This window comes from Nocardia carnea NBRC 14403 (assembly GCF_000308515.1).
In the GTDB taxonomy this organism is placed as follows: Bacteria; Actinomycetota; Actinomycetes; order Mycobacteriales; family Mycobacteriaceae; genus Nocardia; species Nocardia carnea.
Genome location: NZ_BAFV01000057.1, coordinates 88,528 through 107,251, shown reverse-complemented (window position 1 = coordinate 107,251; position 18,724 = coordinate 88,528). Strand labels below are relative to the sequence as shown.

Here is an 18,724-nt window from a genome sequence, read left to right as displayed (position 1 = left end):
TGGCTGCTGACGGGGTGCGTCAGCGGCCACGAGGGCCGGGTGCCGGCCCCCTCGTACTGAGTTGCTCAGTCACGGTCAGGACCTCCCGAGCGAGCCACAACGCGTGACCCGCCACTCCGAAGCTACCCCGTACCAGCCCCTGTGCGCTCGCAGAAATGCGGGAGGGTTTGATGAATTCGGTGTGAACGGGGCCCCGAATCGGAATATTCGGGCAGGTCAGGCAGGCTATTCGCGACTTCGTCGGGATCTCGTCAGGGTATGGCCGCCACTGGCGGTCCGAGGGCCGGGTTCGCCCCGTATTCGCCCCGGCCGATCCGTCCGGCGCTGTCGCCGGCTATTCGCCCAGGGACTGCATCAGTACGGGAATATGGCTGTTACCCGGATCTTTGACCGCGGTGACGAGAGTGACGGGCGGGTTGGTCCGCGCCAGGCCGCGCAACCGGACGAGAACCTCCCGGGCCGTCCGGTCCGCGAGTTCTTCGCGATACCGGTCCGCGAAATCGTCGCGGCGGCTCTCCGGGTCTTCGTGGAACCAGCGGCGCAGCTCTGTCGAAGGTGTGAGGTCCTTGGCCCATTCGTCGATCCGGGCCGCGGATTTGGTCACCCCGCGCGGCCACAGCCGATCGACCAGCACCCGGTAACCGTCGTCCGGTTCCGGTGCCTCGTAGGCCCGTTTGACCTGGAAGCCGCTGGGGACGGGGTAGGTCTCGTCGGTCATCGTGCCATCGCATCACGCGCGTCGTCCGCTCCGGGAGCGCCACGCGGGTCGAAGCTCGCGGCCGGAAACGCGACCGGACACGACGGGCGGGATTAGAGTCGGCGGTATGGGCACGAACGAGGAGTTGGAAGGCCTGTCGTCGAAGGAACTGCACGATCGGGCGGTCAAGCTCGCGGTGCGGCACGGCGATATCCGTTTCCTCTGGCAGCTGCTCACCCGCATACCTGCCGCGGAAGCCACGGCGGGGCGCGTCGGGGAGAGCGAGGCCGATATCAAATGGGTGGTCCCCATGCTCGACGATTACGTCCATGCCGGTGACGGCGATCTCGCGGAGGCGCTGCGTGGCTTCTACCTGGATTACCTGCGCGAACATTCCTGACCGCGGAATCGGTCGCCGGATCTGCCCGCGTAGGCGTCCTGCATCGCGCGTACATCGATCTCCTTCATCGAGGACATCGCCTTCAGCGACCGCTCGACCGGCGGTCGGGTCGCTTCCGCGCCGAACAGGGCGTCCCACAGCCGGACGACTCATCGCAGTCCGCCGGTGCCTCTCGGACCGTCCGGAACCCGGATTATTTCCGGGCCCGGACGGTCGTAGGGCACGACCCGGGTCAATCGGGGATATCTGCTCCCGTCCGCGGTGGTGGCGCGGATTCCAGTTGGAGGAATTCGTCGTCGGTGAGCAGCCGGGAACGGATCAGGAAGCGCACACCCTCCGGCGCCTCGAGCGAGAACCCGCTGCCGCGGCCGGGCACCACGTCCACTGTCAGATGGGTGTGTTTCCAGTATTCGTACTGGTCGGCGCTCATCCAGAACGGCGTATCCGCGTCGATCTCCCCGAGCAGCACATCCTGCCCGCCGACCCGGAACTCGCCCCGCGGGTAACACATGGGCGAACTGCCGTCGCAGCAGCCGCCGGACTGATGGAACATCACCGGGCCGTGCCGCTCGATCAACTCGTGCAGCAGGCGGGCCGCGGCCGCGGTGAGTTCCACCCGGTTCGGCTCCGGCATCAGAAGAATCCGAGCTTCTGCGGTGCGTAGCTCACCAGCAGGTTCTTGGTCTGCTGGTAGTGATCCAGCATCCGGGCGTGGTTCTCCCGGCCGATCCCGGACTTCTTGTACCCGCCGAACGCCGCGTGCGCCGGATAGGCGTGGTAGCAGTTCGTCCACACCCGGCCCGCCTTGATCCCGCGGCCGAGACGGTAGGCGGTGTTGGCGTCGCGGGTCCACACCCCGGCACCCAGTCCGTACAGGGTGTCGTTGGCCAGTTTCAGGGCTTCCTCGGTGGAATCGAAGGTGGTGACCGAGACGACCGGCCCGAAGATCTCCTCCTGGAAGATCCGCATATCGTTACTGCCCTTGAAGATGGTCGGTTCCACGTAGAAGCCGTTCGGGTAGCCGTCGACCGTGCGCGCGTTCCCGCCGGTCAGAACCTCGGCGCCTTCCTTCCGGCCGATATCGATATAGGACATGATCTTCTCGAACTGATCGTTACTGGCCTGCGCGCCGATCATGGTGGCGTCGTCGAGCGGGTCGCCGCCCACGATGGCCTTCGTCCGTTCCACACACCGGGCCATGAATTCGTCGTAGATCGACGAATGGATGAGCGCACGCGACGGGCAGGTGCACACCTCACCCTGGTTCAGCGCGAACATCACGAACCCCTCGACCGCCTTGTCCAGGAAATCGTCGTCGGCGGCCATCACATCCGGCAGGAAGATATTCGGGCTCTTACCGCCCAGCTCCAGCGTCACCGGGATGATGTTCTCGCTGGCGTACTGCATGATCAACCGCCCGGTGGTGGTCTCCCCGGTGAACGCCACCTTCGCCACCCGCGGGCTCGACGCCAGCGGTTTACCGGTCTCCACCCCGAACCCGTTCACCACGTTCAGCACACCCGGCGGCAGCAGATCGGCGATCAGTTCGACAACCTTCAGAATCGACGCCGGCGTCTGCTCCGCCGGTTTCAGCACCACCGCATTCCCCGCCGCCAACGCGGGCGCCAGCTTCCAGGTGGCCATCAGAATCGGGAAATTCCACGGAATGATCTGCCCGACCACTCCGAGCGGCTCCTGGAAGTGATACGCCACCGTATCGGCATCGATCTCGCTGATCCCGCCCTCCTGGGCCCGGATCACCCCGGCGAAATAGCGGAAATGATCGACCGCCAGCGGCAGATCGGCCGCCTTGGTCTCACGGACCGGTTTCCCGTTCTCCCAGGTCTCCGCGACGGCGAGGGCCTCCAGATTCTCCTCGATCCGATCGGCGATCTTGTTCAGCATATTCGCGCGCTCGGTCGTGGAGGTCGCCCCCCAGCCGTCGGCGGCGGCATGCGCGGCATCCAGCGCCAACTCGACATCGGGCGCGGTGGAACGCGCTACCTCACAAAAGGTTTCACCGTCGACCGGCGACGGATTGTCGAAATACTTCCCTTCGACAGGCGCGGTCCATTCACCACCGATGAAATTGTCGTATCGATTCGCATAGCTGACGATGCTGCCGTCGGCACCGGGCTTGGCGTAGGTCATGAGGAGCTCCTCGTTCGACTCGGACGCAGTGATACGCGCCGGGTTGATGTGGTGATGTAACTCACTATGCCGCGCTTGGGGTCGGGGTGCACGGGGTTCCTGAGGAATGGGAGGTCGGGGGTTCGGGGTTGCGAGTGGCCGCCGGTGGGTGGTCGCATATCGAGACCTCCGGGTACGGCGCACGCAGCCGGATAGGCGCTCTTTGCCGTGCTGTCGGACGCCCGCGGATATCTACTTCGGGATGCGGACGTCGAGATCACCGGTACTACGCTGCGGCGTGGAGGGTGGAAAGATCCAGTGCCGCGGGGCCGGTCGAGTCCTGTAGGGCAAACAGGGGAACCGGTTGAAGTTGGGGTGCGTCCATTAGGGTGAGTGAAGTTTTACGAAGGGTGGGCCGAGCCTATGGATGTCGGGCAGGGGACGGCGAACGCGCTGTACCAGCAGGCGGTGTCCGGGACGTTCCGGATGGAGCGGGGAGTCGCGGAGCGGTGTGCGGCGGTGTACACGCGGCTGGTCGACACCTGCGTGGACCAACAGATCACGAACTCCAAACGCTTGCAGGAGGTATCGGGGTTCGGAGGGTTCAACTCGGCCCAGGAGCTCCAAGGAAAATTCGCGGATAAGGGCGGCTCGACGACAGACGCGCTGAAGGGCATCAAGGAGGCTGCATTGCGTATGGCTGCGGCCTACCTGCACGCCGGAGGAGCTTTCGAGGAGGCAGATGCGATGAATAGTCGGGCACTGACTGTCGCAGGAGAGGCTGTGGAATGAATTCACGGAAGCTACTGGCGATCATTGCCACAGCCGGATCGCTCGCAGGCCTCGTGGCTTGTGCTGGTGTGGATGAACCGGCCGAGACGGTGTCGGGCACGCCCGAGCCCTCTACGAGTTCCTCGGCCGGACCGTCCAGGCCGACCTTGACGGCCTCGCGATTGCAGCCGCCTCCGCTGGACAACGAGTACACGGCAGACGATCGGCCTGAAGTGGTTTTTGATCCGTGTACATGGATGAGTGATGCCGCTGTCAGGAAGGCTGGCCTCGACCCGGCTTCGCGTCGTCGGGGCCAAGATATCGTGGCGGAGTATTCATTTCTTACCTGCGATTTCGATGGTGAACTTCGTGGTCTTTCAGTCAATTCGGGCAACGTGTCCTGGGAAGAAGATCTACAGAAGAATGGTGCACATAGTGAGCCTTTGACCGTGAACGGGCGCGAGGCCCTCTTGGTGAAGTATCCAGATATGGATGATGTTTGCAGTGTTCATGTACGGTCCAAGGCCGGAATCGTCATGTTCAGCTCCACTCGTACCTTCGAAGGTGTTGAGGCAGGACTGCAACTTTGCGATGGCGTTGTGGAGATCGCTACTGCTCTGGAGCCTGAAATAGGTGCGGAGAACTGACCTATGAGCGATGAGAACACCGGTTCGCCACTCGGGCAGTTCGGTCCCGCACTGGGTATCAATCCTGAATCCGTGCAGGAGCGACTATCGGGACAGCAACGCCTGGACGGTGCGCAACATTTCGGTTCCCAGGTCTCTCATGGGGGGCAAGATCCCGCATATATAACGCGGATGGAGTTGTTCGAGGGCCTCTCACATGAAGAGATTCATGCGAAGGTCGAGGAGATGAAGCCCGGCTTGATGCATGCTGTGGCAGAGAATTATCAGTCTATTGCGAACTCACTGGGGGGTGCCCTGTTCGGTTCCCTCCTCTCCATTCAGCGCGAGCTCTCCGACGGTATGGCCGGCGAATTCGCGGATGCGGCGAATCAAGCCTCGCGGACATTCTTCGACCAGGCGACCGACGTCCAAGAGGTCATCAACGCTGTCGGTATGCGAATCGACGCGGCCGCCTACGGTGCAGAAGTGGTGAAGAAATCCGTACCGCCGCCGCCTACCCAGGCGACGCCGGGCGGCACCGCCGTGACCACATCTGTGAACGACCCCTTCGTGGTTGCACAAACCGTGGTCGGCGCGGCTGATCCGGCGGCCCAAGCCGCGTTCGACACTTACAAGGAAGAGCAGCGACTGGCCGCCGTCGAAGTGATGAACATGGCCTACAAGCCCACCTACCAGCCCGCGGGCGAGGGTGTGCCGACCTTCGTCCCGGTGCAGATGCCGGGCGATCAGCCCGGTCCGATAGGACCGAACGGGACATCTACCGGCGGAACCGATGGCACCACCTCCGGACCCGGTTCGCAGGCGCCGAACGGTGAGAATCCGGGGCAGAACGAAACCGGCGAGCAGCCGCAGGAAACTCCCGGTTCGGCGGAAGACCCCCAGGCGACCACGGCGAGCAGCACCGAGAATCCCACCACCACGACGCAACAACCGGGGACCACTCCGGGCACTCCGACCGGTGATCCGCAGCGGACCACGTCCTCGACCACCACGCCCGGTTCGCCCGGCGCACCTACCGGAACTCCCGGTTCGCCCGGGATGCCCGGCGGTGCACCGCCGCAGAATCAGGCACCGGGTAAAACCGTCCCGGGAGCTCCCGGCGGTACGCCGAACGGCCCGGCCGGCGGGCCCGCGGCCGCGGCTGCCGCTGCGGGTGCCAGTCGCGGCATGTCGGGTATGCCCGGGATGATGGGCGGCGGCGCGGGGGCCAGGCGAGGTGAGGACGACGAGGAGCACAAGGTGCCCGACTATCTCGTTCATGATCGCGAGGAAGAGTTGTTCGGTGCCCGGCCCCAACTGCTGGACGGTGTGCTGGGCGGCGACGCCCCTGCCGCGCAACCGGCCGATGATCGTGGAGACCGTCGGTGAAATGGGAATTCACACCGGACGAGTTCATGCACGTCTGGAAGGAGACGGGTAAGGATCGCTACCCGTATCCGCTGGAGTTGCGTTCGTCGGTGCAGTGGGAGGACGAATACCAGCGGCTGGCGGCCCGGATCGAAACCGAGTACCCGCGTGGTGCCGATCCCGATCTCACGGCCGCGTTGCGGGCGGCGGCGGATCCCGAATCCACGCTCACGCTGTCGGGCAGCCGGCGCCGCCGAATCCGCGCCTACGGTGCCTTCGCGGGAACGGCCGGAGTCACCGTGGTGCAGTTCCCGGGCACCGAAACCGATTTCGACGGAAAATTCGTGGTGCAGATCGGGACCACGGCGATCGTCCCGCGAATCTTCCTGCAGATCCTCGGCGAACTGCCCAAAGGTACCCGTCCACCGCTGGTGGAGAGTATCGATCGGCTGCGCGACACCTACGAGATCTGGAACGGTGGAAAACCGCAACCCGCGGACCATATGCGCCGGATGCTGAAAGCGCCCCGGGCGGGATCGGGCTTCCTGCAGGCACGCCACCGGCTCCGCGATCCCGAGCCGCCGGAACCGCGCTACCTCAGCTGGTTCGATATCGCCGACGACGGCCGCTACGTCTACCGGCACCGCTACCGGGACTTCCATATCGACCCGGTCTCGCATGACGAACTGAAACGCGCACTCACACAACTGATCGCCCCGTTCTGAACGATATCCCCCGGCCCCCGCTGTTCCCACGGCAGCGGGCGCCGGCGGGTATGAGCCGCCGCTGGTAGCGGTCAGTGGCGCAGAAGCGCAATCGTCCACCATCTTTCACTCCTCGGGTTAGTCTTGGCCTACGCCCGGCGCAGGATCCGGCGGGGGCACATGGACAGTGCCGGACCCTCCCACAAACTTTCGGTGTTGCAGTGGGGACGTTTCGTGAAGGTAAGTCACGGAACGCCTTGCGTGGGGCGTATCTCCAGTAGATAGGACAGCCACGCAGTTGCGCTGCCTCTGCACTGGGGAAATGTCGTGGTAGAGCGGGATTTCCACCGCGGCGCCTTCCATATCGAGACAATCCAGTTAGCGAGGGTAATCATTGTGGGTAGTGGGTCCATGCTTCCCCGCCGTGCCTTGGGCCGGCAGCTTCGCAAAATGCGCCTGCGGGAAGGGATGACACAGTCCGGCGCCGCACGGGTTGCGGAAGTGTCACCGCAGTCCTACGGACGATTGGAGGATGGCCGGCCGACCAAGGTCACCGATCTGGCCATGAACGCACTGTGTAACGCATTCTCGAGTACGGACGAGGAGCGGCTCATCGTGCTCGACCTCGCGCAGGCTATCAGGAAGTCTGCCGGTTTCGATGGTGCTTGGTGGCTGTCGTACGGGGATGCGGTTCCGGGAAACTTCAGCGATTTCATCAGCTTGGAAGAATCTGCGATACAGATATTTTCGTGGCAAACCTGCCTCGTTCCAGGATTGCTGCAAACCAGGGAGTACCGTCGCGCACTGCTGTGGGCAGAGTTTCCGGATATGCCGTCGAATGAGATCGAGGAGAGTCTCGATGTCGTTCTTCGGCGTCAAGAGCTGTTGGACAAGCAGGATTTTCGATTCGAGGGACTGATTGCTGAGTCGGTCTTGGAAACGGTCATCGGTGGGCCGACCGTACTCGCAGACCAGTTGTCGTACCTGTTGGAGGCCTCTCATCGGCCAAATGTTCACGTGCAGATCGTCGGCAGTAGTGCCAAAGATCCGATCGGTGCGGTCACGGGGCCATTCGTTCTGTTCGATCTCCCACCATTACCGACATCAAGGCTGCGGCAGGCCCCGGTAGCCTATGTGGAAGGACGTTTCGGCAGGATCTACATCGACCACGAGCCAGAGGTTGCCGAGTATGCGCGCGTGAGGGAAAGGCTGCGGCGGACAGCTCACTCGGAACAGGATTCCGGTGAGCTCATGCTAGCGGCATCGAAGGAGTTGAAGCAATGAGGGACCTATCCGCCGCCCAGTGGTTCAAAAGTAGTGCTAGTAGTGGGCAGGGCGATTGTGTAGAGGTTGCGTTTCTGGATGCCGGAACGGTGGCAGTGCGCGACTCCAAGTATCCCACCGGCCCAGCCCTGATCTTCGGTGCGGAGGACTGGGTCGGTTTCCTTACCGGTCTAGCGCGTGCCGGGCACAGTGCAGAATCTGATACCGGCTCGGTCGGATAGTTGCTTCCGTGTGAACTTCGCCGTTGGGCATATCCGGCGACCGTGCGATTCCGGCGATCTGAGCCGGGCATCCCGGGTGACGCCATATGGTAGCGACGGATAAAGAAAATGACCGATTCCCCGACGTGGAATGGCGCGAGCACTGGCCGGTAGACCGCTCTGTCGGCGCTGTTGTAGTCCCGCTGGTCTTCGCGCTGTTGTTTCTTGCGCTGGCGGCACTTCCCTTGGCCATGGTCCCACTCGATGCCGGGTGGATACCGGTTACCGGTGCGTGCGGCGGAGCGCTGATGATGCTCGGTGCAGCATCCGCGTCAATCGGGAAGCTGTCCTGGTTGTTCCCTCGGCGCAATTCGGGCGTCAGGCATCACATCGATAACACGCGCGGGCCCGGAATCCGGCTGGTCATAGGGCATTCCAATCAAATCCTCGGTTTGTGTGCCCTGGCGGGTTGTGCGCTGTACGGGGTATGCGCCTGGCTGGATTGGAAAAACGGCGGCAGCCATTTATTGCCCTTGTCCAAGGCCGATCGGGCCGGTGCCACCTGGATCCTGGTCCTCGGGTCGACGGCGGCAGTAATCGGTATATTTCTGGCCATCGCGTTCAGATGGATGATTACGGTGGAAATCTATCCTGGCGGAGTGGCCAGAAAAACCGCCCTACCGTTCGGGAGGGTCCGCGAGGAGTTCATTCCTTGGGGTAAAATCACCGCGCTCAGAGCGGCATCGATTGCTACGTACAACTCATCGCACCCGATGATCGAAATAGAGTACTCGGGCACCGCGGTAGAGCCGCGGAACAAGCTGTTCGACAAGCCGGGTGTGCTGGGCCTGCCGATTCATCTGGTCCGATGCGACCTCAATTCTTTGTTGTCGATCATGCAATATCTGAAAGAGTATAGTCCGGCGCGTTCGCTTTTGGCCGCGCCGGATCTGCCCCGATGGTTTCTGCAAGTGGAGAAGCGGAACGATCTGCGCCGGTCGTCGCGGCAGCAAGAGAAAGACGAGGCGTTGTGATTCTCGCCGAGTGGCAGCGCGGCAGCCCGGACGGCAAATTTCCCCAGGTGGACTGGATCGAGGGCTGGCCGAGAGATCGATCGAGGTCCGCTGTGATCGTACCGGTTGTTCTTGCGGGCTTCTTTTCGGCGCTGGCTGTCACGCCGGTTCTGGGGGTGTCATGGGATTCCGGACCCGTTGTTGTTCTGGGTTCAAGTGGTGGAGTTCTGGCATTTCTTGGCCTGGCGTACTTCTTCGCTTCTCTGTTGTTCGAATATCTTCCCCGTAGGAATCCGGGAATCACACCGTACAACGATGATGCGTACGGTTCGGGTATTCGATTGGACGTTGACCGCATCGAGTCGACCCGTCTACTTCCGGCCCTGACGGGAATGTCGGTGTACGGGTTCTGTGGATGGTTGGATTGGCGGGTGGGCGGAAGTGCCCTTCTCCCGATATCCAAATCTAATACGGGTGGCGCGACGGTGTCCCTGGTTTTCTCGGTGACTCTGGGGTGTGCGGTACTGTTCTTCGTCGCACTCAGTAAGTGGGGAGTCCAAGTCTGCATCCATCCTTCGGGGATTGTTCGACGCCTTTCGGTACCGTTCGGTAAAGGGAAAGAGGAGTTCGTCTCCTGGCAGGATGTGTCCACACTCGGTGCGGGGATGTTCTCTTCTGGGAAAGCCAAGAATTTGCCATTGCTGGAGTTTCATCTCTCGGATTCGTCTGTACCTGCTCGGGATAAAATGTTCGACCGGCCGGGAATATTCGGAGTTCCCCTGCATGGCCGCAAATGTGATCCGAACTCATTGCTTTCGATAATGGAGTTCCTGCATGAACACCTGGCGAGGAGAGATTTGCTGACCTGTCCTGAAGTTCCGCACTGGTTTCTTCAGGTCGAGCGGTGCGGCAAATAGTTCGGATGAAATGCCCAACTCTGGGGGCGGACCGGCCCCTGCGATGACCTAGACCAGTTGCAGAAGTGGCTGCGGAGGGCTCTCGAAGTTGTCGAGGCAGAGGAACTGCTCGTCTGACGGGCGTGACCCTCCTGAATCTCCCGGTGACCGGACCGCACGCGTGGCGCGCCAACCTCGTGCTGGTCCGGCATAGGGTCGAGCGCGCCTCACTGGAATCGGAGGGGTCGGGGACTGCCTTCCGGGATCACGGTATCGCCCGCTCCGGCCATCGGAACTGCGGTACGAGCAATCGTCACAGCGTCGTTGTAGTTGTGCGAGTCATGTCGGAAACCTCTGTCGCTCAAGAGTTGTCGGTGGCGTCGGCTACGTTGCGTGCTATGCCTTCGACCCCGCACGAAGTGGTGATCGATATGTTCACGGAGCGGCCACAACTGGTCGCTTCGCTGTTGTCCGCGCTCGGTTACGAGCTACCCGACTACGAGACGGTGGAACCCCGCTCCGAACGAGCGGCTGTCGTGGCGCCCACCGAGTACTACGCCGATGCGGTACTGGCGTTCCGCCGTGGCGGCGAAACGGTCCTGGCGGTCGTGGTCGAAATCCAGCTACGCCCGGACCCGGATAAACCATGGGCGTGGCCGGTGTACACCACATCGCTGCGGGCACGGATGAAATGCCCGGTCCTGCTTCTGGTCGTCTGCGCGGATCGGCGGACCGCGAAGTGGGCTGCCAAACCACTCGAAATCGGCTTCGGTAACCCACCCACCACACTGACGCCGCTGGTCCTGGCCCCGTCGACGGTACCGGTGGTCACCGATCCGCAGGTGGCAACGGAACTGCCGGAACTGGCCGTATTGTCTGCCGTCGCCCACCCGCACCACCCCGATCACGCCCGGATCTGGATGGCCCTGGCCACGAGTTTTCGAACACTGGGGGCGGACCCGGCCCTGCGATACCATGACTTCATCCTGACGATGCTGCCGCGTGCTGTTCGTCCTGCTTGGGAGGCTTTTATGTCCACCGGTCTGCGTGATTACAACTTCACCAGCGACTTCGCCCGCAAGTACATCGCCGAGGGCAGGGCCGAGGGTGAGGCAAGGGGTGAGGCAAAGGGTGAGGCGAACTCGATCCTGACTGTCCTCGACGCCCGTGGAATAGATGTGTCCGACCAGGTCCGAGATGTCATCACTTCTTGCGATGACCTCGACCAGCTGCAGAAGTGGCTGCGGAGGGCTCTCGAAGTTGTCGCGGCGGAGGAACTGCTCGCCTGACCATCCGGAGCCGCGCGGTGACTCTGGCACACGTGGGCGGGCGTACGCGGAGCAGAAGCTCGGCCGCCCGCGCGCCCTGTGCTTGCCGTGGTTCCGGCCGTTCCGATAATCGCGCACTTCGGCCACTTGCTGTCCTGGTCGATTCCGGGGCATCCCACAATCCTCGACGCCGACGGCCTGCACTCGCCGAAGGACGGAGTGCGGATCGGCTGGGAAGCGCTGCGCGAGATCAGGATCGTCGCCCTCCGGGCGACAGCCCGCGACCGCAGACAGGTGCTCGCCTTCATACTCCACGACGACCAGATCTACCTGCGCCAACTCCCGCGCTGGCAGGCTCTGCTCGGGAAGTTGAACAAGAAGACCTACCTCTCGCCGCTGGTCCTCATGGACGGCATGTACGACAAGTCGATGGAGGAGGTCGCCGTATCGGCAGCCGCACTGTCGGGTATCCCCGTATCCACGGCGCCGAGACAACGCCAGTAGTTGCAGTCGGATCGTACTATGTGGCGTGATTCGCCAGTGGCAGTGTGGATTGTGCGCTCGAACGAACACGTGGCGGCTGAGGTCGTGTCAGCCGCCATGTGTTTCGTTCAGCGGGCCTTTCGTGCCCGGTCGAGGAGAATGAGGGGGATAGCGGCCGCGGCGAGGGCGGCTCCGATCAGGCACACCGATGTGAGAGCGGCCCCCTGGGTGAGTGGAGCGGCTGCCAGAACGGGCGTGATGCTGATGCCCAGCTGGAATGCCGACACGGTGGTTGCGCCGGCGAGGGTCGGGGCGTCGGCTGCGATCGCGAAGACGCGGCCGTAGACGGCGGGGTTCAGCACGAACGCGACGACGCCCAACAGGAATACCGTAGGTACCACCGCCCAGACTTGCCCGATCGCGACAAGCATGACGACCGACAGGACCACGATCGCCGGTGCGCCGGTGAGCAGTGCGAGGTGAGGGCGCTTATCGGAGATTCGACCGCCGATGGACAGACCGATGAAGGCGCCGACTCCGAACAGGGCGAGGATCGCCGGGATCCATACCTCGGGGACGGCGGTGATGTCGGCGAGCATGGCTGCCAGGTAGTTGAACGTGATCATGTATGCCGCCGTGGTCAGGATCGTGATCGCGTAGATCCCCCAGAGGGCCGGGTTCCGCATCGTGGCGAGCTCCCGCGACACGCTCGGCCCGGAAGCCGAGTCGGTGCCCGAGCCGGCTGTGGGGAGTCCGAGACGACAGCAGATGATCCCGACGACCGTGAGGGCCGCCACGGCCCAGAAGCCGCCGCGCCAGTCGGTGAAATGGCTGAGCAGTGTGCCTGCGGGACCGCCGGCGACCATTGCCACGCTGAGGCCGCTGACCACGACTCCGGAGGCACGGGCATTCCGGTCCGGTGTCACCAAGCTGATCGCCGTCACCGACGCGACAGCGAAGAAGGCCGCGTACGCGATTCCCGAAATCACCCTGGTGAGCAGCAAGACTTCGTAGTTGCCGAACAGTCCGACGACAATGCTGGCTGCGAAGACACACTGGGTTGTTATCAACGCGGTCCGGCGAGGCCAGCGCAGACTGAGCACGGCCAACGGTGGCCCGCCGAGCACGACCCCCAGCGCGAACGCGGTGATCAGAAGCCCGGCCGAGGCGAGCGTGGTGTCCAGATCGGCGGCGACCGCAGGCAGTACACCTGCCAGCAGGAATTCCGCGCTTCCCATGGCAAACAGGCTGAACCCCAGCAGGTAGACACCGGCCGGTAGCCGTTGGGAGCGACTGGTTCGAGAACTCTCTGTATCGGTGCTCACCATCAGCTCGCCCCTCCGACGTCGAGCAGGTCGGCCGAGACGGCAGCAGACAGCTCCTGGTCGAGCAGCCAGCCGGTCATCCCGATGGCCGCAGTCGAGCCCGCGCCCGCGGCGCCGATGACTTGGGCCCGGGGGTTGACCACGTTCCCGGCCGCCCAGAGCCCGGGGCAACTCGTGGTGCCTTGGGAGTCGACGGCAACGAGTCCGGTCACCGGGTCCCTGGTTGCGCCCAGCTCGGTCAGGATCGCATCGTGGGGCGCTGGGCGAGGCGCCACGAAGATGGCTGAACACCCGACTGTCTGGCCGTTGTCGAGCTCGATCGCGACCGGGTTCCCGGCCACGGTGTCGGCGCCCGTCACGACCCGCGTGACGCCCGCATCGATCAGGCGCACGCCGTACGCCGTGAGACGCTGCCGCTCGGTAGCACTGACCTCGATGCCATTGACGCAGAACGTCACCGACGAACTGTAGCGGCGCATCAGCGCGGCAAGATGTTTCGATGCCGCTTCCATCGCGCTGCCGATCACGGCGATGGATTGCCCCCGCACTTCGTAGCCATGGCAGTGGGGGCAGTGATGTACCTGCGACGCCCACCGCTCGGACAGGCCCGGGATGTCCGGTAGCTCGTCGGTCAGCCCGGTGGCGATCAGCAGCGACCGTGCGCGCAGGGCGCGGTCGTCATCGAGTTGCAGCTCGAACGTGGCGTCCGACGCATGCCGCAGGCCGGAAACCGACGCCCGCTCGAGCCTCCCGCCGTAACGGGTCAGCTCGGCTCGCCCGGTCGTGAGGAACTCTCTCGGCACCATGCCATCCCGGGTCAGGTACCCGTGCATGCGGTCGGCGGGCCCGTTCCGGGGTGCACCGCCATCAATGACCAAGGTCGTGAACTGAGCCCTGGCGAGCACGACCCCGGCCGATAATCCGGTGGCTCCACCACCGACGATTACCGCGTCCCAAACCGCCTCTGCAATTGATCCATTGGTTGGATCTGTTGTTGCGTCCATTCGGATCACCTCCCTCCACAGGATCGGGAAATCCATCGATATCGACAAGCATCGTTGCCGATTCCGGGACACATTTGATTGACTGCATCCCATGGATGAGCAACCGACCGTCGGTGCCGTGATCGAACAGATCGCTCCTCGCCTGCGGCGCGCCCGTGAGAAGAAGGGCGTCAGTCTGGCCGATCTCGCACGAGCCACTGGTATCTCGACCAGCACGCTGTCGCGTCTGGAATCAGCTCAGCGCAAGCCGAGTCTGGAACTTCTCCTGCCGATCACCGCAGCGCTCGGCATCCCCTTCGACGAGATAGTCTCCGCGCCCCGGATACTCGATCCGCGCGTGCCGCAGCAGCCCACCACGACAGGCGGCCGAATTTTGATTCCGCTGTCGCGGCATCAGGGAGAACCACGCGCCTACAAGATGACCATTCCCGCGCACGACGAACAGCCCCATCTGCGGACCCACGCAGGCTACGAATGGCTCTACGTTCTCCGGGGACAACTCCGCGTGAAACTGGGCGACCACGACTTCATCATGGGAACAGGTGAAGCAGCCGAATTCGACTGCCAGATCCCGCACTGGTTCGGTGCCGCCGGACGCGGCAGCGTCGAAGTACTCAGTCTCTTCGGAAAACAGGGCGAACGCATCCACCTGCGCACCTCACGGTGATGACGCAGGATGATGTGTGATCCGTGAGCCGCCCCCTGCGCCTCGCACGGCCCAGCGTCAAGAAGGTCCTTCCCTGCGACAACGAGCCCGCCGAGGTAGACGATTTCCCCGCAATATGCGCGGATGCGAGCAGCATGTCGCCATTGCCCTCACTTTTGCGATGACCTCGACCAGTTGTAGAAGCGGCTGCGGAGGGCGCTCGAAGTTGTCGAGGCCGAGGAACTGCTCGTTTGACGGGCGGGCCTTCCCGACTCTCCGGGTGACTCAGAACGCACGCGTGGCACGCCAACTTCGGGCGGGTCCGGCATAGGGTCGGGTTATGAGCGAGGAGACGCAGTATCGCATCGAGCACGACACTATGGGCGAGGTCCGGGTTCCGGTGGATGCGCTGTGGCGGGCGCAGACGCAGCGGGCGGTGGAGAATTTCCCGATCAGCGGGCGCGGGCTGGAGCGGTCGCAGATCCGGGCGCTCGGGCTGCTGAAGGGGGCCTGCGCTGTCGTCAACCGGGAGCTCGGTCTGCTCGACGCGGAGAAGGCCGGCGCTGTGATCGCGGCCGCCGCGGAGATCGCCGAGGGGCGGCACGACGACCAGTTCCCGATCGATGTGTTCCAGACCGGGTCGGGAACCAGTTCGAATATGAACGCCAACGAGGTGATCGCTTCGATCGCGGCGAACAACGGGGTCGCGGTGCATCCGAACGATCACGTGAACATGTCGCAGTCGTCGAATGACACCTTCCCGACTGCCACCCATCTGGCGGCGACCGAGGCCGTGATCAAGGATCTGCTGCCGGCGCTGGAGCATCTGCGGCTCGCGCTGCTGGACAAATCCAGTGAGTGGCGGACGGTGGTGAAATCGGGTCGTACGCATCTGATGGACGCCGTGCCGGTGACGCTGGGCCAGGAGTTCGGGGGATACACGCGGCAGGTCGCGGCGGGGATGGAACGGCTGCTGGCGACGCTGCCGCGGCTGGGAGAGCTGCCGATCGGCGGGACGGCGGTCGGTACCGGTTTGAACGCGCCCGCCGGGTTCGGCACGAAGGTGGTGGCGGAACTGGTGCGCACCACCGGGATCGACGCGTTGAGCGAAGCCGAGGATCATTTCGAGGCGCAGGCCGCGCGGGACGGCCTGGTGGAGGTTTCCGGGGCGCTGCGCACGGTCGCGGTGAGCCTGACGAAGATCGCCAATGATATCCGCTGGATGGGATCCGGGCCGCTGACCGGGCTGGGGGAGCTGCAGTTGCCGGATCTGCAGCCGGGGAGTTCCATTATGCCCGGCAAGGTCAATCCTGTTCTGCCCGAGGCTGTTACGCAGGTGGCGGCGCAGGTTGTCGGTAACGATGCCGCGGTGGCGTTCGCCGGGGCGGGCGGGCATTTCGAACTGAATGTCTACATTCCGGTGATGGCGCGCAATGTGCTCGAATCCATTCGCCTGCTGGCGGCGGTCTCCCGGTTGTTCGCCGACCGGTGTATCCACGGACTCACCGCGAATGCCGAACGGCTTCGCACGCTGGCCGAATCCTCACCTTCGATTGTGACACCGTTGAATTCGGCGATCGGATACGAGGAGGCCGCGGCGGTCGCCAAACAGGCGCTGCGGGAGGAGAAAACGATCCGGCAGACGGTGATCGACCGAGGGCTGGTCGGCGAAAAGCTCAGCGAGGAAGAACTGGACCGGCGCCTGGACGTGCTGTCCATGACCAAAATCGACAAGGACTGAAGCCGGCGGCTTGCGGCTGTCGATTCGAAGTTGCGGGCGGCCGGAATTCACCGCCCGGACTTCGACGGTCGGGCCGGTAGCCGCCGGAGTCGGCAGATTACAGCAATGTGCCGCCCGCGCTGTCCGCAGTCGCTACGAATATCGCACCGCAGATGGCCGCGCGGCGACCGCCTGCAGCGGCAGGGCGCCATGGCAGGCCGTGGCTGCATACCGCAACCCGCCTGGTGTACCGGGGCCGGGGGAGGGCTGGCCCCGGTATCGGTCAGGAGCGGAAGCGGTCGAGCTCGGCTCGCGCCGCCTCGCCGGCTTCACCGAGATCGGTGCGGCCGAAGATATTCCAGCGCTGCAGCAGCGGGGCGAAGACCAGCTCGTCCTGTTTCGCCGGATCGTAGATTCCGGCCTCGGCCAGCACCTCGTCGCTGCTGCGGCCGTCGGGCAGGGTGACCGAAGGGACCCGGAACGCGGCGATCTGGTCGGCGACGGCCCGCACGGCCTGGTCCGGTGCCTGCTCGAATCCGGCCGCCAGCAGATCGGCGAAAACCTCCGCTTGGGTTTCGTCGTCCTGCGCGATCCGCTCGCTGATGGCGGTGACCAGCTCGTTCTCTCCGAGCGCTGCGGTGTTGCGGTGCCGGATGGCGGAGGCCTTCTCTTCGAACGCGCAGGCGGCCAGCACGTCGAGCAGGTGCATCGGTTCCCGGCGGAAACCGTTGGTCATATGACCCATGCGCAACCGTTCCAGTTCCACCGGATCGCAGGCGCGGCTGGTCATCAGGTAGTTGCGGATCAGGACGGAATGCCGGGCTTCTTCGGCGGTCCAGCGGCCCACCCAGCGCCACCATGCACCGGTTCGCAGATATTTGCCGATCTCCCGGTGATAGGAGGGCAGATTATCGGCGATGAGCACGCTCACGGTGAGCGCCGTGCGTGCGGTATCGCTCAGTGTGGACTGGGTGGGGTCCCAGTCCGTGCCGCCGAGGAAGGCGAAGTTGCGTCCGGCGTCCCACGGGACGTAGTCGTGCGGCTGCCATTCATCGGCGGTTTCCGTATGGCGCCGTATGGTCAGTTCCACCTCTACCGCGAGGGATTCCAGCAGGTCGCGGTCGGTCAACAGATTCTGCACGCACACACGGTAGCCGGTCGCCGGGGAGATCGGGTGAGCGCCGGGGCGGGTTGGGAATTATCGGTCACAGGTCCAGCTCCGGTGGTGATCATGAACGGTTTCCGAAGCACTCGAGAAGTGATCGCGGATTCTGGTCGGGGTATGCCGCGGCAACAGTTTTTCGGCCGGATTCCCGCGGACAGTAGAAGGGGCGCCCGCCGCGGCGAGCGCCCCTGTGCCGGAAATCAATTCTGGGTGACGGTGGTGGAGCGGTCGGAGGAGTTCCAGGTGATGGTGCCGCCCTCGAACTCGCTCATCTTGCCCTCCGGGGCATCCTGCTCGTCCGAGACCGGGAACCCGAGTTCGCCCTCGGCGCCGCCATTGGCTTCCCATGCCTCCCGGATATCGCCCCACACGATGTGGGCCCCGGTGTCCTCACTGAAGAAGATGGTGCCGCCGACGAAGTTCTGGTAGCGGCCACCGTCACCGGCGACCTGCTCCTCGCCTTCGGGCATACCGAGCGTGCCGGCCGGGCCGCCCGCCTCGTTGTATTTCTGATAGATGCTGCCGGACACCGTGACCTCGGTGCCGTCCGGTGTCTGCACTGTGGTTTCGCCGGCATCGGCGTTGGGATCCTGGTCCGGGGTGGGCGATCCCTCGGCACCGGTGGTTTCGGTGGGCGACCCCTCCGCTCCCGGCGACCCGGGTGGAGTGTTGCCCTCGCCGGTGTTTTCGCCGGGCATCACCTGTGAGGTGACCGAACCGACAGTGTCCGAGACCGTGGTGTCGTCGTCGCCGCAGCCCGCAACCAGCAGGCCTGCGGCCGCGAGCGCAATCGTGAATCCTGCTGAACGTCGAGCGAAGTGGTGCATGTCCATCCTCTCGCGACAGGCCGGCGTGATTCGCGGCCGCGGCCGCGTGGCTCATCACTCCGGCACATTGAGGTGGCAACGCAACGGCTACCCAGCGCGAAATCCGTGGCGTCACCACCTTCGGTGGTCACGGGGATCGTACCTGTAATCGACAGGCGCAGGATCGTATGCCCGATATTTGCTGTGGTGGGTGTGCC

At 64.1% G+C, this 18,724-nt stretch carries 20 protein-coding genes; 13 read left to right on the top strand and 7 right to left on the bottom strand.

What is annotated here, in order from left to right:
• Positions 1–334: 334 nt before the first annotated feature.
• A complete protein-coding gene (locus ON22_RS21475; RefSeq protein WP_033243390.1) occupies positions 335–718 on the bottom strand; it encodes a DUF488 domain-containing protein in 384 nt (127 codons plus the stop codon).
• Positions 719–824: 106 nt separating this feature from the next.
• Between ON22_RS21475 and ON22_RS21470 the strand changes: the two genes are divergently transcribed.
• On the top strand, positions 825–1,097 hold the full coding sequence (locus tag ON22_RS21470; protein WP_033243389.1) for a hypothetical protein: 273 nt from the start codon (positions 825–827) through the stop codon (positions 1,095–1,097).
• A gap of 232 nt (positions 1,098–1,329) precedes the next feature.
• Here the strand turns inward: ON22_RS21470 and ON22_RS21465 are convergent, their stop codons facing one another.
• Positions 1,330–1,731: a DUF779 domain-containing protein gene (locus tag ON22_RS21465; protein WP_033243388.1), complete on the bottom strand. Its 402-nt coding sequence runs from the start codon at positions 1,729–1,731 to the stop codon at positions 1,330–1,332.
• Entirely contained in the window at positions 1,731–3,248 is a 1,518-nt protein-coding gene (adh, locus tag ON22_RS21460; protein ID WP_033243387.1) for an aldehyde dehydrogenase, read from the bottom strand. The genes ON22_RS21465 and adh overlap by 1 nt, the downstream gene beginning before the upstream one ends.
• Before the next feature lie 372 nt (positions 3,249–3,620).
• Here adh and ON22_RS21455 point away from each other — a divergent pair, with 372 nt between their 5' ends.
• From ON22_RS21455 to ON22_RS21425, 10 genes are all read left to right on the top strand, one after another.
• Positions 3,621–4,019 (top strand): hypothetical protein, encoded by a 399-nt coding sequence (locus ON22_RS21455; protein WP_051157908.1) that lies wholly within the window; start codon positions 3,621–3,623, stop codon positions 4,017–4,019.
• Positions 4,016–4,645, top strand: a complete 630-nt coding sequence (locus ON22_RS35875) for a DUF3558 domain-containing protein (protein WP_081595738.1) — start codon at positions 4,016–4,018, stop codon at positions 4,643–4,645. The genes ON22_RS21455 and ON22_RS35875 overlap by 4 nt, the downstream gene beginning before the upstream one ends.
• A gap of 3 nt (positions 4,646–4,648) precedes the next feature.
• On the top strand, positions 4,649–6,013 hold the full coding sequence (locus tag ON22_RS34805; protein WP_051157907.1) for a hypothetical protein: 1,365 nt from the start codon (positions 4,649–4,651) through the stop codon (positions 6,011–6,013).
• Positions 6,010–6,717, top strand: coding sequence for an ESX secretion-associated protein EspG (locus tag ON22_RS21445; RefSeq protein ID WP_033243386.1), 708 nt, complete (start codon positions 6,010–6,012; stop codon positions 6,715–6,717). Before ON22_RS34805 ends, ON22_RS21445 begins: the two co-directional genes overlap by 4 nt.
• 390 nt (positions 6,718–7,107) lie before the next feature.
• Positions 7,108–7,980, top strand: a complete 873-nt coding sequence (locus tag ON22_RS21440; protein ID WP_255218545.1) for a helix-turn-helix domain-containing protein — start codon at positions 7,108–7,110, stop codon at positions 7,978–7,980.
• Complete coding sequence (locus ON22_RS35870) at positions 7,977–8,201, top strand: DUF397 domain-containing protein (RefSeq protein WP_081595737.1); 225 nt, start codon at positions 7,977–7,979, stop codon at positions 8,199–8,201. The genes ON22_RS21440 and ON22_RS35870 overlap by 4 nt, the downstream gene beginning before the upstream one ends.
• 86 nt (positions 8,202–8,287) lie before the next feature.
• Positions 8,288–9,214, top strand: a complete 927-nt coding sequence (locus tag ON22_RS21435) for a hypothetical protein (RefSeq protein WP_033243384.1) — start codon at positions 8,288–8,290, stop codon at positions 9,212–9,214.
• Positions 9,211–10,110 carry a hypothetical protein gene (locus tag ON22_RS36800; protein WP_156052252.1) on the top strand — a complete coding sequence of 300 codons (900 nt, stop codon included), beginning with the start codon at positions 9,211–9,213 and terminating at the stop codon, positions 10,108–10,110. Before ON22_RS21435 ends, ON22_RS36800 begins: the two co-directional genes overlap by 4 nt.
• 377 nt (positions 10,111–10,487) lie before the next feature.
• Positions 10,488–11,378 carry a hypothetical protein gene (locus ON22_RS21430; protein WP_033243383.1) on the top strand — a complete coding sequence of 297 codons (891 nt, stop codon included), beginning with the start codon at positions 10,488–10,490 and terminating at the stop codon, positions 11,376–11,378.
• Between the two features lie 87 nt (positions 11,379–11,465).
• Complete coding sequence (locus ON22_RS21425; RefSeq protein ID WP_156052251.1) at positions 11,466–11,861, top strand: hypothetical protein; 396 nt, start codon at positions 11,466–11,468, stop codon at positions 11,859–11,861.
• 107 nt (positions 11,862–11,968) lie between these two features.
• On the opposite strand, the gene ON22_RS21420 is transcribed toward ON22_RS21425, so the two are convergent.
• Together ON22_RS21420 and ON22_RS21415 are read right to left on the bottom strand one after the other, a co-directional pair.
• Positions 11,969–13,168, bottom strand: a complete 1,200-nt coding sequence (locus ON22_RS21420) for an MFS transporter (RefSeq protein WP_033243381.1) — start codon at positions 13,166–13,168, stop codon at positions 11,969–11,971.
• A complete protein-coding gene (locus ON22_RS21415) occupies positions 13,168–14,169 on the bottom strand; it encodes an NAD(P)/FAD-dependent oxidoreductase (protein ID WP_051157922.1) in 1,002 nt (333 codons plus the stop codon). Before ON22_RS21415 ends, ON22_RS21420 begins: the two co-directional genes overlap by 1 nt.
• 91 nt (positions 14,170–14,260) lie before the next feature.
• Here ON22_RS21415 and ON22_RS21410 point away from each other — a divergent pair, with 91 nt between their 5' ends.
• On the top strand, positions 14,261–14,836 hold the full coding sequence (locus ON22_RS21410; protein ID WP_033243380.1) for a helix-turn-helix domain-containing protein: 576 nt from the start codon (positions 14,261–14,263) through the stop codon (positions 14,834–14,836).
• A 319-nt stretch (positions 14,837–15,155) separates the two neighbouring features.
• Positions 15,156–16,556, top strand: coding sequence for a class II fumarate hydratase (locus ON22_RS21405; protein WP_033243379.1), 1,401 nt, complete (start codon positions 15,156–15,158; stop codon positions 16,554–16,556).
• A gap of 262 nt (positions 16,557–16,818) precedes the next feature.
• Here the strand turns inward: ON22_RS21405 and ON22_RS21400 are convergent, their stop codons facing one another.
• Both ON22_RS21400 and ON22_RS21395 read right to left on the bottom strand, forming a co-directional pair.
• Entirely contained in the window at positions 16,819–17,676 is an 858-nt protein-coding gene (locus tag ON22_RS21400) for an acyl-ACP desaturase (RefSeq protein ID WP_033243678.1), read from the bottom strand.
• A gap of 224 nt (positions 17,677–17,900) precedes the next feature.
• Positions 17,901–18,527, bottom strand: coding sequence for an LGFP repeat-containing protein (locus ON22_RS21395; protein WP_051157921.1), 627 nt, complete (start codon positions 18,525–18,527; stop codon positions 17,901–17,903).
• Between the last annotated feature and the right edge of the window lie 197 nt (positions 18,528–18,724).